This window comes from Cytobacillus kochii (assembly GCF_020171845.1).
Classification (GTDB): Bacteria; Bacillota; Bacilli; order Bacillales; family Cytobacillaceae; genus Cytobacillus; species Cytobacillus kochii.
Map to the genome: position 1 here is coordinate 34,377 of NZ_JAIVAM010000007.1, position 15,338 is coordinate 49,714.

The window sequence follows — 15,338 nt, forward strand, 5'->3', positions numbered from 1 at the left end:
TCACCAACTCTTTTTTCTTCTTATATACCGCGCATATCTCAGAGTTTTCATGCTCATTGTTACCGCTACAACGGAACGTCCCCATTGTCGATTCCTTGTTTCAACTTCTGCTGAAACTTTAGCATCATGATAAAAATCACTGATTACTTTCTCAATATATTCCTTCGTGTATCATTCCTTATAGGTCACCCGGTATCCATCCGAACACACCTTAATCATCCCATTAACATGGGTTGGATTAGCTTGAATGATTATCCACAAATATGTATACCTATCCCCACTCAAAAGAATCATAATTTTCAATAAATATTTTACCATAGAAATAAGGGACTGTAGGTAAAAGCTTTTTATGATCTACAAAAAAACCTATTGTCTAATTTTCTGACAATAGGTTCTTCTTCACTTATGATTCATAAATAACTTCTCCACATTTGCTTAAATCATAGCCGTATAGCTGTTCGATTTCCTTTTTATAACTTGGGGAATTAACCGTTTCTTTCAACAATTGTACAAGTTCTTGATTTTCTTTAAGAATGATAAGGTCATACTGCTCAGATATTAATGGAATAAAGTCAACATTGACCATTTTTGTTACATTTTCAATACCTATACCAATATCCGCCTGACCACTCGCGACAGCTGAAGCCACTGAGTAATGGCTTGTTAACACATGATCATACCCATTAAGCTTGCTCGCATTGAATCCATGAACTCTAAGTTGTTCATCCAATAACACTCTTGCGCCAGAGCCAACTTCCCTATTCATGATGGTAACATCCGCACGTCCAAGATCTGCCCATCCTTGAATATGCAGAGGGTTTCCTTTTTGTACGTAAATACCCGCCGTACGGTAAACAAGATTCAGCTGAATAAACGGTTGACTGACAAGAATTTTCTTCACATAAGATGTATTATATTCTCCTGTATCACCATCAAACAAATGACAACTAACGACATTACATTCTCCACGATACATCGAAAATAAACTATTCAAGCTACCACTATATAGCCTTAATGGCGGTTGTCCTTTTTCATTTTCTATATGCTTAGCTAGTATATCTAAAACAATATCTTGTCCACTTATAATCACATGACCATCATCAATTGAATGAACTTTCTCTTTTACTTCTTTCACAGCTTTATTCTTGGTGATACCCGTTTTGCTCTTGGATTTGTAACGCTCCAAGTCGACGGCATCAATTCTCATTTGCCTCCCTACACGATAAGCAGGAAGTTGATCCTTTTTAATAAGATCATATACTGTTAACTTTGAAACCTTTAATAATTGTGAAACTTCTTCTATTGTATAAGATGCATCGTTCGTCAAAAGTATCACCTCCAGGATATTTCAAAAAGGATTCGTTTTTTGTTTATGTTTTTATTATAATTAACAATAACTAATTATAACTAATTAAAAGGTGAGCAAAATGACACAATTAATCTTTGAACATATTTCTAAATCTTATCATTCAGGTGAACCGGTCATAAAAGATTTCCACTTTGAAACAAAAGAACAAGAGTTTATTGTCTTTGTTGGTCCATCTGGTTGTGGAAAATCAACGATCCTAAAAATGATAGCCGGCTTAGAAAACATCACTTCTGGAAGATTAATAATTGATGGGAAAGAAATGAATAACGTCCCTACTAGAGAACGTAATCTATCAATGGTCTTTCAAAATTATGCATTATATCCTCATATGACAGTATATCAAAATATCGCTTTCGGTTTAAAGATGAGGAAAGAAAAGAAAACTGATATTAAGAAAAAAGTGTTGAAAGCTGCAGAGATTACTGGCTTAACAGGTTTATTAACAAGAAAACCGACAGATCTATCGGGCGGACAAAGGCAGCGGGTAGCCCTTGCTAGGGCAATCGTTTGCGATAATCCCGTTTTTCTAATGGATGAACCACTTTCTAACCTGGATGCCAAGCTGCGTACACAAATGCGCAGAGAAATTACACTTTTGCATAAAAGGCTAGCAACTACGACCATTTACGTCACACATGATCAAACAGAAGCAATGACAATGGCTGATCGTATTATCGTACTAAAAGATGGAAGTATTCAACAAGTGGGTACACCACATGAAATTTATGAAACGCCTGCTAATCTCTTTGTCGCCAGCTTTATTGGATCACCAGGTATCAATGTTTTAGAAGGAAAGGTCGAATCCAATGGCATTACAATTGATGGAATTCCGACTATTTTCTCACGTGAAAACTTAAGAACAACTAGGGAGGCACTAGTCGGCATTCGTCCAGAGCATTTAATCATAGATGAATATAATCCACTCTTGACCGCCACCGTTGAAGACTTAGAAACTCTTGGTGCAGATACTATAATTTATGCAAAACACAACCGCATTCATTTAACGATAAAAGCACCTGGGTTATTATCCTTCAGTAAAGGTGACCCATTACCTTTATCACTCACTGGTGAACATCTCCTCCTATTTGATAAAGAGTCAAAAAAAGTGATCCTTTAGTATAAAAAGTATTTTATTTCATAACTAGTTATAATAAGATATAAAAAGATATAATTAATTAGAAGAAAGATGGAGATGATTCAACTTGTTAAAACATTTAAAGCTGATTTGTTTATTGCTCTTAGTTACTTTATTTACCGTAGCGTGTTCTTCAAATGAAGGAGAAACTGCCCTAAAAGAAACGAATAATAAAGAAAAAGAACCGGTAGAATTAACCATTTCTGCTGCTGCTAGTTTGCAAGATGCCATGTCAGAAATAGATGAAATGTACGCAGAACAACACCCTGAGACAAAACTCACATTCAATTTCGGTGGATCAGGTTCTCTCCAACAGCAAATATCCCAGGGGGCACCCGTTGACCTCTTCTTCTCAGCTGCAGAAGATAAATTCGATATTTTAGTAGAAGAAGGAAATATTGCAAAAGAAGATGGTGTTGATTTATTAGGGAATAGCTTAGTGTTAATCACTCCAGCCGATGAAGAAAATCTAACAGGTTTTACAGATTTAACAAAAAAGGAAGTTGAACAAATTTCACTTGGCACACCTGAATCTGTTCCTGCTGGTGCTTACGGTGTCGAATCACTTGAAAATATGGGCTTATGGAACGAACTAGAAGCTAAAACGGTTTACGCAAAAGATGTAAGACAAGTTCTTTCTTATGTGGAAACCGGTAACGTAAATGCAGGTATTGTTTATAAAACAGATGCACTCGCTTCTGATAAGGTTGAAATTATTGATACAGCAGGTGCTGATACACATACACCAATTATTTACCCTGTTGGTATCGTAAAAGACACGAAAAATTACGATGCAGCGAAAGAATTCTATACCTTCTTACAATCTGATGAAGCATTAAAGGTCTTTGAGGAATATGGATTCACTGCTCAATAATATAACCAGTTCAACCTTTCTAAGTCCCATATGGATTTCATTAAAAATTGCCATTCTCGCTGGAATAATCGTCGTTATAATTGGAACAATTGCTGGCTATTTTCTAGCAAGGAGGTCTTTTAAAGGTAAAGCAGTCGTCGAAACGATTTTAATGTTGCCAATGGTACTGCCACCGACTGTCGTTGGCTTCTTATTAATTGTCATCTTTGGTAAAAATAGTTGGGCTGGTCAAGCCATAACTTGGCTATTCGACAGACCTATTATTTTCACTTGGTGGGCTGCAGTCCTTGCCGCCATCGTTGTCTCTTTCCCTTTAATGTATCAATCAGCTAAATCTGGCTTTCTCAGTATTGATCGTGATATCGAGGATGCAGCACGTGTGGATGGTGCAAATGATTGGAAAGTATTTTGGCTAATATCTGTTCCATTAGCTTCTAAGGCGCTCATTTCTGGCGCTATTTTAAGCTTTGCCAGAGCACTAGGCGAATTTGGCGCAACATTGATGTTTGCAGGTAATATTCCTGGTGAAACACAAACGATCCCTATTGCTATCTATCTAGCCATCGATTCCGGACAAATGACCATGGCTTGGCTATGGGTAGGGGCTATGATTATTATTTCATTTATCATCCTTTTAACGATTAGAGTAAAGGAATAAAAAAATCGTAGAGATATCCACACACTCTGCGATTTTTTGTTAAATCCATTGGCCTATTTATCTTATAATGAAAAAGTAGGAAGTTTCTCTTGCAGAAAAGGGAAAAAAGCGTTATCCTTTAATGAGAATGATAATCAATTGCGGAATTTAGGAGGGATCAAGATGGAACAGCATGAGTTATTTGATGTGACGGTTATTGGTGGAGGTCCAGCAGGCTTGTATTCTACTTTTTATAGTGGGTTACGTTCCATGAAGACCAAGATTATTGAATTTCAACCACAGCTTGGCGGGAAAATCCATGTGTACCCAGAGAAGATGATTTGGGACGTAGGTGGCCTAGCTCCTGTACCTGGTGAGAAACTAATCGAACAACTCGTTACTCAAGGCTTAACATTTGATCCCACTGTTGTATTAAATGAAAAAATTGTAAAAATCGACCAAGATGACAACCGTATCTTTCATCTACATACCGCATCAGGACAAATACATTATTCCAAAACGGTCATTGTCGCTGTAGGTGGGGGTATTTTAAAACCACAGAAGCTTCAAATCGAAGGTGCAGAAAAATATGAAGTATCAAATCTTCACTATACAGTTAAATCCATTCAAAGCTTCCGTGATAAAACGGTTGTGATATCAGGTGGAGGAAACTCAGCTGTCGATTGGGCAAATGAACTTGTTCCTTATGCAAAAAAAGTTTATTTGACTTACCGTAAAGGTGAACTCAGCGGACATGAGGCACAAGTAGAACAACTTAAGAATAGCTCAGCTGAGGTCATTTTCCACTCTTCTATTACTAAGCTTGTTGCTGGTGATGGACAGGACCGTATTGAGTATGTGGAGTTAACTAATCATGAGTCGGGTGAGGTATCAACCCTTGCGATAGATGATGTAATTATCAACCATGGATACGAAAGAGACTCAGCACTCCTCAATAATTGTGATATGCAAATTGACATGATTGATGATTTTTATATTGCAGGTAGTAGCAGAAGTGAATCATCTATCCCTGGGTTATATGCTGCAGGAGATATTCTGAAGCATGATGGTAAAGTTCACCTCATTGCCGGCGCCTTCCAAGACGCTGCCAATGCTGTTAACCATGCGAAGACATACATCGATCCAGAAGCCAATGGATTCGGAATGGTTTCTTCACATAACGAATTGTTTAGTGAGCGGAATAAAGAATTGAAGAAGAAAATCTATAAATAATTTCACGTTATAAATAGATCCTATATGGAGAAAGTGTAAAATATTCGCTTTCATTAATGGTCAAAAGTATCGATACTTTTGACCATTTTCTAAATAGGCATGGCAATTAGACAAATTGATTTATAAACTACATTCTTTAATCTCAGTTCACATCCCCAAGATATACGGGAGAGTGATCATCGAGTAGGTATTTTGTTAGCTCTAGTGGATAGATCCGAAGTGCCTCAAGGCTTTTTATTGGTATCCATTCTATCCCCACTTGGTGATCATCTGCCAGTATGGCATCATTCTGGTCTACCAGATGACAGGTGAAGAAGAATTCAACTTGATGTACATTCTTATGTTGCGATGTAAATTCATGATTTCCCCCTATATATTCGCGAATATAACGAAGGTTTCCTACTTTTATAATAGCTCCAGTTTCTTCTAAACACTCTCTTTTCACTGTTTCTTCAAGGGTTTCCCCGTGATTTTGTCCTCCTCCAGGAAAAACATAAAAAATACCCAATTCATCCATACATTTAACTAATAACAAGCGCTCATCTTCTATCATGATCGCTCTACTCGCATTTCTTATTTCCATCTTACCCACCTTTTCTCCTATTAGCACAGTGTAAATGCACAATAATACTGAAAAAACTCATTTTTTATGGTACTATATAACCAGTTAATTATACCCATAAAATACAAGGAGCCTCTATGTCTAAACAATTAGGATTCAACTTAAAAGTAGAAAGATTAAAGAAGCATATGACGCAAAAGGAATTAAGTGAGCACATCGGCATTAGTGCCCGTACGATTTCACGGTATGAATTGAATCAAGCAAATCCAAAGGAAAAAACTTTAATGAAGTTTGCAGAATTTTTCGGAAAAACAATAGAGCAACTGAAATAATATACTCCTATTCAAGCAAAAAGGAGGCTTTACGCCTCCCACTACTCTTTCACTTTCATTAAGCGCATACTATTTAAGGCTACAATTAAAGTAGCACCAATATCTGCTACAATTGCAATCCATAAAGTTAACCAACTTGGGACAACAAGTAGTAGAGCAATGAGTTTAATCGTAAGTGAGAAGGTAATGTTTCCTTTTATAATTCTCATGGTTTTTCTACTTAACTTAATCGCAAATGGGAGCTTTGATAAATCGTCACCCATGAGAGCAATATCCGCCGTTTCTAAGGCAGCATCTGTACCTGCTCCTCCCATCGCAATTCCCACTTGTGCAGAAGCAAGAGCAGGGGCATCATTTACGCCATCACCGACCATTGCCACATGTCCTGACTCTTTTTGTAGTCTTTTTACCAGTGCCAATTTTTCTTCCGGTAATAATTCTGCATACACTTTCGATACCCCAGCTAATTCCCCGATTCTACTGGCTGCCTTATGATGGTCTCCTGTTAACATCACCGTTTGTTTCATCCCTAATTGGTGTAGCTTTTCTACTACTGCTTTGCTTATTTGACGGATTTCATCAGCAATGGCCATTGTCACGAGTATCTTTTTTTCCGTTCCGAAAACAATGACTGTTTTTCCTTCGCTTTGTTGTCTTCCAATCATTTCACCTATAGTCTCAGGCATTACTTGTAATTGTGTAAAAAGTTGTGGGTTTCCAATATAATATTTTTCTCCATTTATCTTTGCCTGGACCCCTTTACCTGTTAGTGAAGCAAAGTCTGTTACTTCAAAGTCTTTACCTTTTAACCCTTTTTCATCTGCTAAATGAATAACAGCAGAAGCTAATGGATGTTGGGAAAGTTTTTCAATACTAGCAATCATTCGTAGCCATTCATCACTTTCTTTCTCATCATCATGCACATTAAAATCAGTAACAACCGGTTCTCCTTTTGTTAACGTCCCTGTTTTATCAAAAGCTACTGTTTGTATATGCGACAACTCTTCTAAATAGATACCACCTTTAATGAGAACGCCGTGTCTAGCTGCATTACCGATTGCTGAAACGAGTGCAATTGGTGTCGAAATGACAAGAGCACAAGGACAACCTACAACCAAAACAGCTAATGCTTGGTAAACCCAAGATTCCCAGCTCCCATCTAAAAATAATGGCGGGATGATGGCAATGAGGACAGCTATTAACATAATAACTGGTGTGTAGTATCTCGCAAAACGATCGATGAAAGCTTGTGCAGGTGCTTTTTCACCCTGTGCTTCCTCTACTAAATGAATGATTTTGGCAATAGTCGTATCACCGACCAATTTCGTAATCTTCACTTCTAAATAACCGTCTTGATTCAATGTACCTGCAAATACCTCATCATCTATACCTTTTTCAACTGGAATGGACTCACCAGTAATCGATGCCTGATTGATGGATGATATACCTTTAACAATCAGGCCATCCATGGCAATTTTTTGTCCTGGTTTTACTAACATAATATCGCCAACTAGAATTTCTTCAACAGACACAACCTGCTCTATACCGCTCCTTCTAATTATTGCCTTCTTCGGAGCAATTCTCATGAGCGAGCGAATAGACTGTCTGGCTTTTTCCATCGAATAACGCTCAAGTTCTTCACTTATAGCAAACAAAATGACAACAACAGCTACTTCTCCCCACTCGCCAATGATTGCCCCGCCAATGACGGCTACAGTCATTAATGTTTTCATATCAAAGTCTAGCTTTATTAGATTCTTTACCCCTATTTTTAATAAATCTAAGCCACCAATAATTATTGAGAAAAGAAACATTGAAACCGTAAGATAATGGCTCTCTCCAAACCCAATCCAAGATAGATAGCCAAACAGAACAAACAAACTAGCAATAAGCACACGACTGTATTTTTTTATAAAAGAGGTTGGCTCCTTTTCATTTAATCCGACATAGGCATTCTCTTCGGCCACCTTTAGATTTTCAAAAGCGCCTGCTTGTTCTAACTCTGCAATCGATACCTCCCCCTGTACAGAGAGTTTACTTGCACCAAAATTCACATGGGCATCTTGTACACCAGACAAATTCTTTACATTTCTTTCAAACTTAGCAGCACAATTTGCACAGGAAAATCCTTGTACACGATAAGTCTTTTCATTTATTTTTTGTTCAGGAATGACTTTAAGTTTTTCAAACGCACCCGCTTTTTCAATGTCGCTAAGAGAGGCATCTCCTACAATTGAAAGTTTAGAAGCACCAAAATTCACATGCGCTTCTTTCACTCCAGGTATGTTTTGTACGTTTTTCTCAAATTTCCCCGCACAATGAGCGCATGAAAATCCTTCAATCCGATAGTTCTGTTTAGCTTCACCTTCACTCATTGATTTGGCCGCCCTTCTTGATGATGGATATAGGCAATCTGAATTAATTGTTTCACATGGAGATCATCTAAAGAATAATAAACAAGCTTTCCTTCTTTTCGAAATTTCGCTAACCCAATATTTTTTAATAATCTTAAATGATGGGAGGCTGTTGCCATTGAACAATCAATGATTGTTGCAACATCACATACACAAAGTTCTTCTTCTATTGTAAGAGCATAAGCAATTTTTATACGTGTAGCATCCGATAAAGCTTTAAAGATTAGCTCAAGGCCTGTTATATCGCTCATTTCTTGTTTGACTCGACTAACCTTCTCTTCATCATTACAAATAACTTCACAAACTTCAGCATCTAGCTTCACCTTGGCAACCAAAATAAAAGCACCTCATTCAAACGAATATTTGATTATAACTTCAGTCTATGTAATGGAAGTGGTTATTGTCAAAGGAAAATGAAGAATATTTGAAAAAATAATAGCACTTCCTTAATACTCCATACTAATTACCAAAAATAGGTTTAAACGCTGGAGAAAAGAGGAATACAGATAAAAATATTTAATTATACAATAGACACACATTTGTGAAGAAAACACTTCAGATCTAAACGTTGGGAGGGAAGAGAAAAATGGCGTATGTAATTACATCTCCTTGTATTGATGAACAAGCTGCTGATTGCCTTGACTCATGCCCAGTCGATTGCATTGAAAAAGGGGAAGATCAATATTTGATTGATCCTTCAATTTGTATTGATTGCGGAGCATGTGAAGCTGTTTGTCCAGTAGATGCTATCTTCTATGAAGAAGATGTACCTGATGAGGAAGAGTCTTTTATTGCGAAGGCCAAAGCCTATTTTGATGCCTAATGAAAATGTGAACGGAGTGTACAAACAATGGCACTCCGTTCACATTTTTGTATTTAAACTATAGCTGGTGGTAAGCCGTTGCTTTGGTAGAACAGGTTTCTTTTTTTGCGAAGCACTTGACTCCTTTTTATTCTTTTCCTAAAAGTGGCGAGTTTCTTTGTTCCTTAGTAGACCTGATCTAATTAGTTTCAATTCGGGGCAGACTGCTAACTCTTTACTTATTCTGTCTCGTTTAACATTGCTTCGAAGGAAACTTCTTTTATTCTTGTTCCTCTTCTGAATCGTTTAAGTCAGCACAGTAACACCCTCTACCAATTAGATAGAGGGTGTAAGACTTTATTTTAGATTTCTCTTTAGAAACGCTTTTGTTCTCTCATGTTGAGGTGAAATGAATAATTGATCTGGCTTACCTTCTTCAACGACTTCACCTTGATCCATAAATATGCTTTTTGTTGAGACTTCTTTGGCGAAGCCCATTTCATGGGTAACGACGATCATCGTCATTTTTTCTTTCGCTAAATCCTTCATTACTTGCAATACTTCAACGGTTAGCTCAGGGTCCAATGCCGAGGTTGGTTCATCGAACAATAGAATTTCTGGTTCCATCATTAAAGCTCTTGCAATGGCCACCCGTTGCTTTTGCCCACCGGATAAATTACCAGGAAAGGCATCCATCCATTCGCTTAATCCTACCTTAGCTAATAAAGTCTCGCTTCGTTGTCTGATTTCCGCTTTTGTCCCCATTTTGGCCATTTTCGGTGCGATTTCTAAGTTCTCTCGGACGGATAAATGTGGGAATAAATTAAAATGTTGAAACACCATACCCATTTTTGCGATCATATTTTTCACATTTTGAGGTTTAGCATACTTTCCATCTTCGACTAATGCCTCCCCATCAATCATGATAGAACCGCTGTTGATTTCTTCTAATTTAATCATACTGCGAAGTAGCGTACTTTTTCCTGAACCTGAAGGACCGATAATTGACACAACTTCATTTTTCTTAATATTAAGGTTGATTCCTTTTAATACTTCTGTTTTACCGAATGACTTTTTTAAATCAACCACAGAAATAACTGTCATACTAAGCGCTCCTTCCTATGCGTATCTAAATCTTCTTTCAATCCATTTAAAAATAAACGAGAGTACAAGTGTCATCAATAGATAAATGATGCCCGCTAAGAAGAATGGCATGATAGTAAAATCACGATTGACTGCCGTTTGAGCAAAGTGTAAAAGTTCCGGAACAGCGACTGCATATAATAACGCTGTATCCTTTACTAACGTAATTGATTCATTCGCAATCGCTGGTAATGCTACTCGGATCATTTGAGGAATGATGATACGTGTCATTGTTTGCCAACGATTTAACCCTAGTACATGCGCAGCTTCATATTGACCCTTATCTACTGAAATTAGGCCCCCGCGAAATATCTCAGCAAAATAAGCGGCATAATTCAAGATGAACCCTAAAGATGCGGCAACAAACCGATCAAGGACTAAATATTCACCTACGACTGGAAGCATTGGTAACCCGAAACAAATAAATAATAATTGTAGTAGTAATGGTGTTCCCCGCATCACATAAATATACGTATGGGCAAACCAAGTTAAAGGCTTTATCTTACTACGAGCTGCTAGTGTTAATAAAAATCCAAGTGGAATTGAGGCAATAATGGCAATGATAAAGAGTAACACTGTAATTTGCGCGCCTTCTAGCATAGGTTTAAGTAACGTCATAATATAATCAAGTGACATCGTTCATCCTCCAAAAACAAAACAGGGTTTCCTCCAATTAGGAAAACCTGCTGTTATTCATTTACTTCAATAATAAATCTTCACCAAACCATTTCTCGGAAATATCTGCCGCCGTACCATCAGCAATCAATTCATCTAATCCTGTTTGTAAATCTGCTAACAATTCATCGTTTCCTTTTTTCACACCAATACCATACTCTTCTGGTGCCAGTGATTCCTCAAGAACTTTAAAGTTTTCATTTTCTTTTGTCATATAATAATCAATGACAATTTCATCAATGACTACTGCATCAACTCGGCCATTTCTCAAATCCGCTAATGCTAGTACATTATCAGAGAACTCTGTAACCTCTTTTACTTTTTCACTAATTTCATTTCCACTTAAGGCATCAGCAGCCGATGATAATGATTGTAAGCCTACTACTTTTCCTTCTAAATCATTAATCGTTTGAATATTAGAATCTGCCTGTGTCACAACCACTTGTGCATTACTTAAATATGGCTTAGTAAATAAGACCTTCTCTTTTCTTTCATCTGTAATCGTATAACCATTCCATATGAGATCGATACGACCACTACTTAATTCAGACTCCTTTGTTTTCCAATCAATCGGTTGAAAGACAGGTGTTGCACCCATTTTTTCTACTGCCGCTTTTGCTAAATCAATGTCAAAACCGACAATCTCATTATTTTCATCTCTGAACCCCATTGGTGCAAACTTATCATCTATTCCGATAACGATTTCCTTTCCTTCTTCTGAACCTTTTTCCTCACTAGATGTTGTTGAGCCGCAAGCAGCTAAAAACCCGACTACTAAAAGTGATAAAACAAAAAGCGTTAATTTTTTCCCCATGATTAAGCCCCCATTTATAATATATAAAATACTTTAGTATACTAATATATTAGAGTGATAAAATAAATCTACCATATGAGTCAAATCTATGTCAATCATTATTTTAATATATGCAAATCGAATGTATATTCTGATTTTTCATAGTTACTTTAATGTAACTATGTGTAACGAAAGTGCGTTCTTCACATTTGTTGTTTAACCATTTACGATAAGAATAGATGACAAAGAAGGAGTGATACTGAATGGGTAAAAAAATTGCCGCACTTGTAACAGATATGGTGGAAGAAATTGAATTCACTGATCCGGCTGAGAAAATGAGAAAAGCTGGCCACACGGTGTCCATTGTAAATGCTGAAGCAGGAAAAGAAATCAGAGGAAAAAATGGCCAAAATTTCACTGTAGATAAAGGGCTTGATGAAGTTAGTCCAGAAGACTTTGACGCTTTGCTTATTCCTGGAGGGTTTTCTCCGGATTTATTAAGAATTAATCCTGACCACGCCAGATTTGCGAAACATTTTATCGCAGAAGGCAAACCGGTATTCGCTATTTGTCATGGACCTCAATTTTTAATTGATACAGATTTATTAGAAGGAAAAAGGGTGACGAGCTTCATTTCTGTACGTAAAGACTTAATCAATGCTGGGGCTCAATTTGTCAATGAAGAAGTAGTTGTTGATCAGCAACTTGTAACAAGTCGTACACCAGATGACTTACCTGCTTTTAATCGTGAAGCATTAAAATTATTAAATAACTAATAAGGTTAAAGCTTAACAAACATTAAAAACCAGCTTAGGATTACTTCTCCTCAAAGCTGGTTTTTAATATGCCTTCTTCTTGTAGCTGTTGGATGCGGTTCGTACCCCATTCATACATCATTTCAATAATAGGTAATAGTGAATAACCTAATTCCGTCATAGAATACTCCACTTTCGGCGGCATCTCTGGATACACTTTTCTACTGATCATCCCATCTTCTACTAACTCTTTTAATTGATTAGATAGTGTTTTATGTGATACACCATCAAAAAGCTTTTGTAGACCATTAAAACGGTAAGGACCTTCTATACCTAAATGCCAAAGGATCACAACTTTGTACTTGCCACTTATCACTGATAAAGTGAACTCCTTCGCACAGTGGTAATAACCACTTTCTAGCTTGTCTTTTATATCTTCCCGAAGAGACTCACACATGAATATCCACCTCTCTCGCAACTATCCATCCTTTAAGAGTTTATTTTAACATATCAACCCCCGTGTATATCTAATGGTATTTCTATCACATCATCCACAGATTCCAAATAATTTTTTTCACTTATTAAAGCTACTCATATTGCTGAAATTTGCCAACTAATTTTTATTGCTTTTACTTAACCCCTCTGATAAGATAACTTACGAACGTTCGTTAATCAGAGGTGAGTGAAATGAAAAGTGATGATATAAAGGAAGCAGCTTTGAAATATTTTACGATTCATGGATATGAAGGTGCTTCCCTTTCCCAAATAGCAGAAGAAGTCGGCATGAAGAAACAGTCATTATATGCGCATTTTCGCGGTAAAGATGATTTATTTCTTCAAGTGTTACATGATGCCAAAGAAACTGAACTACTAAGCAAATTACAATATTTTAGTAACCTACGAAGCTCGCAACCAGAAGAAGATTTATATGGATTTTTACAACTAATTGTAGATCTCTTTCAACAAAATGAGCAACTGAAGTTCTGGCTAAGAATGTCATTCTTCCCACCAGCTCATCTACAAAAAGAGGTTGACCTTGAAGTCATTGATATAGAAGAAAAAACACAAGCCTTATTACAGGAGAAATTTCGGAAATGGATAAATGAAGGGCTATTGCATGCAGAACACCCACGCATACCTACACTCGCATTCTTTGGTGTTGTCGATAGCATCATGCTTGAGCTTGTCTATATGAGTGATACAAAACGATTACAAGAAAAACTAGAAGCCTCATGGAAAGTATTCTGGAGAGGCATCTCGATACGTTGAGAAAAAAAGAGGTGTTTCAAATGGAACAAAAACCGTTAAAAGAACAAAAAGCTGTCTTACTTATTTTATTAAGTAATATTTTCATTGCCTTTTTAGGCATCGGACTTATTATTCCAGTCATGCCTTCATTTATGAATATTATGCATTTATCTGGAAGTACAATGGGCTATTTAGTCGCTGTCTTTGCTTTCGCTCAATTGATTACTTCCCCATTTGCAGGTAGATTCGTTGACCGATTTGGCCGAAAAAAAATCATTACCATCGGGTTATTTCTATTCGCTATCAGTGAATTGGTTTTTGGATTAGGTACTCATATTTCTGCTTTATATCTATCAAGAATTTTGGGTGGAATCAGTGCAGCTTTTATTATGCCTGGGGTAACAGCCTATGTAGCCGACATCACTACATTAAAAGAACGACCAAAGGCAATGGGTTACGTGTCAGCAGCTATTAGCACTGGATTCATCATTGGGCCAGGAATCGGTGGCTTTATCGCCGAGTATGGTATTCGCCTGCCTTTCTTCTTTGCAGCCGGTATTGCCTTCTTTGCCTGTATTTTATCTATCTTTATATTAAAAGAACCACTAACAAAAGAGCAGATGAAAGAGCTTTCTGAAAATGCAACGAAAAGCAGTTTTATCGCAGATTTTAAACGCTCGTTCAATCCGTTATACTTTATTGCGTTTATCATCGTCTTTATCCTAGCGTTCGGTCTATCTGCCTATGAGACAGTATTTAGCTTATTCTCAGACCATAAATTTGGCTTTACACCGCAAGATATTGCGATCATTATAACTATCAGCTCGATATTCGGCGTCATCGTCCAAATTTTCTTATTCGGAAAAATGGTCGAGAAACTCGGAGAGAAAAAAGTGATCCAGGCCTGTTTAATCATGGGTGTTGTCTTAGCATTTGCCTCAACAGTCATATCGGGATTTTGGATGGTACTATTAGTGACGGCCTTCATCTTCTTAGCATTTGATTTACTACGTCCGGCACTTACCACTTTCCTTTCCCGATCAGCGGGGAAAGAACAAGGCTTTGTCGCTGGAATGAACTCAACTTACACAAGTCTCGGTAACATTGCCGGACCAGCAGTTGCAGGCATTCTATTCGATGTAAATATCCATTATCCTTACCTATTTGCAGGTGTAGTCATGCTTCTGGGCTTAGGGATAACATATATATGGCGTGAGAAGGAGTTTGTTGAAAGCACGGCAGAATAATTGAAAGAGTCATTATGTGTCACCGTCAAGGAACACATATGACTCTTTTTCTATATAACAAAAAAGGGCGAATTCCTTATTTCTTTCTTCACCTTGGATGAATATGATGCCTCTAATGA

Annotated in this window: 17 protein-coding genes; 9 read left to right on the forward strand and 8 right to left on the reverse strand. The window is 37.2% G+C overall.

Annotated features, from left to right (window positions below):
• Positions 1-403 precede the first annotated feature (403 nt).
• Positions 404-1,327, reverse strand: coding sequence for a helix-turn-helix transcriptional regulator (locus tag LCM23_RS11330; RefSeq protein WP_224937046.1), 924 nt, complete (start codon positions 1,325-1,327; stop codon positions 404-406).
• A gap of 100 nt (positions 1,328-1,427) precedes the next feature.
• On the opposite strand from LCM23_RS11330, the gene LCM23_RS11335 reads away from it, so the two are divergent.
• The 4 genes from LCM23_RS11335 (at position 1,428) to LCM23_RS11350 (ending at position 5,248) form a co-directional block, all read left to right on the forward strand.
• Entirely contained in the window at positions 1,428-2,486 is a 1,059-nt protein-coding gene (locus tag LCM23_RS11335) for an ABC transporter ATP-binding protein (RefSeq protein WP_224937047.1), read from the forward strand.
• A gap of 85 nt (positions 2,487-2,571) precedes the next feature.
• Positions 2,572-3,378, forward strand: a complete 807-nt coding sequence (gene modA / locus LCM23_RS11340; RefSeq protein ID WP_224937048.1) for a molybdate ABC transporter substrate-binding protein — start codon at positions 2,572-2,574, stop codon at positions 3,376-3,378.
• Positions 3,359-4,036 (forward strand): molybdate ABC transporter permease subunit, encoded by a 678-nt coding sequence (gene modB / locus LCM23_RS11345; RefSeq protein WP_224937049.1) that lies wholly within the window; start codon positions 3,359-3,361, stop codon positions 4,034-4,036. Before modA ends, modB begins: the two co-directional genes overlap by 20 nt.
• A 162-nt stretch (positions 4,037-4,198) precedes the next feature.
• Positions 4,199-5,248, forward strand: a complete 1,050-nt coding sequence (locus LCM23_RS11350) for an NAD(P)/FAD-dependent oxidoreductase (RefSeq protein ID WP_224937050.1) — start codon at positions 4,199-4,201, stop codon at positions 5,246-5,248.
• Between the two features lie 142 nt (positions 5,249-5,390).
• On the opposite strand, the gene LCM23_RS11355 is transcribed toward LCM23_RS11350, so the two are convergent.
• Positions 5,391-5,831 (reverse strand): NUDIX domain-containing protein, encoded by a 441-nt coding sequence (locus LCM23_RS11355; protein WP_224937051.1) that lies wholly within the window; start codon positions 5,829-5,831, stop codon positions 5,391-5,393.
• A gap of 116 nt (positions 5,832-5,947) precedes the next feature.
• Between LCM23_RS11355 and LCM23_RS11360 the strand changes: the two genes are divergently transcribed.
• Entirely contained in the window at positions 5,948-6,142 is a 195-nt protein-coding gene (locus LCM23_RS11360) for a helix-turn-helix transcriptional regulator (protein ID WP_224937052.1), read from the forward strand.
• 41 nt (positions 6,143-6,183) lie between these two features.
• Here the strand turns inward: LCM23_RS11360 and LCM23_RS11365 are convergent, their stop codons facing one another.
• Both LCM23_RS11365 and LCM23_RS11370 read right to left on the reverse strand, forming a co-directional pair.
• Positions 6,184-8,517: a heavy metal translocating P-type ATPase gene (locus LCM23_RS11365; RefSeq protein ID WP_224937053.1), complete on the reverse strand. Its 2,334-nt coding sequence runs from the start codon at positions 8,515-8,517 to the stop codon at positions 6,184-6,186.
• Positions 8,514-8,891 (reverse strand): ArsR/SmtB family transcription factor, encoded by a 378-nt coding sequence (locus tag LCM23_RS11370; protein ID WP_224937054.1) that lies wholly within the window; start codon positions 8,889-8,891, stop codon positions 8,514-8,516. The genes LCM23_RS11365 and LCM23_RS11370 overlap by 4 nt, the downstream gene beginning before the upstream one ends.
• A gap of 251 nt (positions 8,892-9,142) precedes the next feature.
• Here LCM23_RS11370 and LCM23_RS11375 point away from each other — a divergent pair, with 251 nt between their 5' ends.
• Complete coding sequence (locus LCM23_RS11375; protein WP_224937055.1) at positions 9,143-9,379, forward strand: indolepyruvate ferredoxin oxidoreductase subunit alpha; 237 nt, start codon at positions 9,143-9,145, stop codon at positions 9,377-9,379.
• A gap of 336 nt (positions 9,380-9,715) precedes the next feature.
• On the opposite strand, the gene LCM23_RS11380 is transcribed toward LCM23_RS11375, so the two are convergent.
• The 3 genes from LCM23_RS11380 to LCM23_RS11390 form a co-directional block, all read right to left on the reverse strand.
• Positions 9,716-10,462 (reverse strand): amino acid ABC transporter ATP-binding protein, encoded by a 747-nt coding sequence (locus tag LCM23_RS11380; RefSeq protein WP_224937056.1) that lies wholly within the window; start codon positions 10,460-10,462, stop codon positions 9,716-9,718.
• A gap of 15 nt (positions 10,463-10,477) precedes the next feature.
• Positions 10,478-11,137 carry an amino acid ABC transporter permease gene (locus tag LCM23_RS11385; protein ID WP_224937057.1) on the reverse strand — a complete coding sequence of 220 codons (660 nt, stop codon included), beginning with the start codon at positions 11,135-11,137 and terminating at the stop codon, positions 10,478-10,480.
• Between the two features lie 61 nt (positions 11,138-11,198).
• Positions 11,199-11,990: an amino acid ABC transporter substrate-binding protein gene (locus LCM23_RS11390; protein ID WP_224937058.1), complete on the reverse strand. Its 792-nt coding sequence runs from the start codon at positions 11,988-11,990 to the stop codon at positions 11,199-11,201.
• Between the two features lie 242 nt (positions 11,991-12,232).
• Between LCM23_RS11390 and LCM23_RS11395 the strand changes: the two genes are divergently transcribed.
• Complete coding sequence (locus tag LCM23_RS11395) at positions 12,233-12,745, forward strand: type 1 glutamine amidotransferase domain-containing protein (RefSeq protein WP_224937059.1); 513 nt, start codon at positions 12,233-12,235, stop codon at positions 12,743-12,745.
• A gap of 40 nt (positions 12,746-12,785) precedes the next feature.
• On the opposite strand, the gene LCM23_RS11400 is transcribed toward LCM23_RS11395, so the two are convergent.
• Positions 12,786-13,181: a winged helix-turn-helix transcriptional regulator gene (locus tag LCM23_RS11400; protein WP_224937060.1), complete on the reverse strand. Its 396-nt coding sequence runs from the start codon at positions 13,179-13,181 to the stop codon at positions 12,786-12,788.
• Positions 13,182-13,411: 230 nt separating this feature from the next.
• Here LCM23_RS11400 and LCM23_RS11405 point away from each other — a divergent pair, with 230 nt between their 5' ends.
• Together LCM23_RS11405 and LCM23_RS11410 are read left to right on the forward strand one after the other, a co-directional pair.
• A complete protein-coding gene (locus LCM23_RS11405) occupies positions 13,412-13,993 on the forward strand; it encodes a TetR/AcrR family transcriptional regulator (protein ID WP_224937061.1) in 582 nt (193 codons plus the stop codon).
• A gap of 20 nt (positions 13,994-14,013) precedes the next feature.
• Positions 14,014-15,219: an MFS transporter gene (locus tag LCM23_RS11410; protein WP_224937062.1), complete on the forward strand. Its 1,206-nt coding sequence runs from the start codon at positions 14,014-14,016 to the stop codon at positions 15,217-15,219.
• Positions 15,220-15,338: the final 119 nt, after the last annotated feature.

What these genes read in the sequence shown, in the direction of transcription:
- LCM23_RS11350 (WP_224937050.1), top strand. Translation starts at nt 4,199, where the DNA reads ATGGAACAGCATGAGTTATTTGATGTGACGGTTATTGGTGGAGGTCCA.
- LCM23_RS11365 (WP_224937053.1), bottom strand. Translation starts at nt 8,517, where the DNA reads ATGAGTGAAGGTGAAGCTAAACAGAACTATCGGATTGAAGGATTTTCA.
- LCM23_RS11355 (WP_224937051.1), bottom strand. Translation starts at nt 5,831, where the DNA reads ATGGAAATAAGAAATGCGAGTAGAGCGATCATGATAGAAGATGAGCGC.
- LCM23_RS11380 (WP_224937056.1), bottom strand. Translation starts at nt 10,462, where the DNA reads ATGACAGTTATTTCTGTGGTTGATTTAAAAAAGTCATTCGGTAAAACA.
- LCM23_RS11400 (WP_224937060.1), bottom strand. Translation starts at nt 13,181, where the DNA reads ATGTGTGAGTCTCTTCGGGAAGATATAAAAGACAAGCTAGAAAGTGGT.
- LCM23_RS11375 (WP_224937055.1), top strand. Translation starts at nt 9,143, where the DNA reads ATGGCGTATGTAATTACATCTCCTTGTATTGATGAACAAGCTGCTGAT.
- LCM23_RS11360 (WP_224937052.1), top strand. Translation starts at nt 5,948, where the DNA reads ATGTCTAAACAATTAGGATTCAACTTAAAAGTAGAAAGATTAAAGAAG.
- LCM23_RS11410 (WP_224937062.1), top strand. Translation starts at nt 14,014, where the DNA reads ATGGAACAAAAACCGTTAAAAGAACAAAAAGCTGTCTTACTTATTTTA.
- LCM23_RS11335 (WP_224937047.1), top strand. Translation starts at nt 1,428, where the DNA reads ATGACACAATTAATCTTTGAACATATTTCTAAATCTTATCATTCAGGT.
- LCM23_RS11385 (WP_224937057.1), bottom strand. Translation starts at nt 11,137, where the DNA reads ATGTCACTTGATTATATTATGACGTTACTTAAACCTATGCTAGAAGGC.
- LCM23_RS11390 (WP_224937058.1), bottom strand. Translation starts at nt 11,990, where the DNA reads ATGGGGAAAAAATTAACGCTTTTTGTTTTATCACTTTTAGTAGTCGGG.
- LCM23_RS11395 (WP_224937059.1), top strand. Translation starts at nt 12,233, where the DNA reads ATGGGTAAAAAAATTGCCGCACTTGTAACAGATATGGTGGAAGAAATT.
- LCM23_RS11405 (WP_224937061.1), top strand. Translation starts at nt 13,412, where the DNA reads ATGAAAAGTGATGATATAAAGGAAGCAGCTTTGAAATATTTTACGATT.
- modB (WP_224937049.1), top strand. Translation starts at nt 3,359, where the DNA reads ATGGATTCACTGCTCAATAATATAACCAGTTCAACCTTTCTAAGTCCC.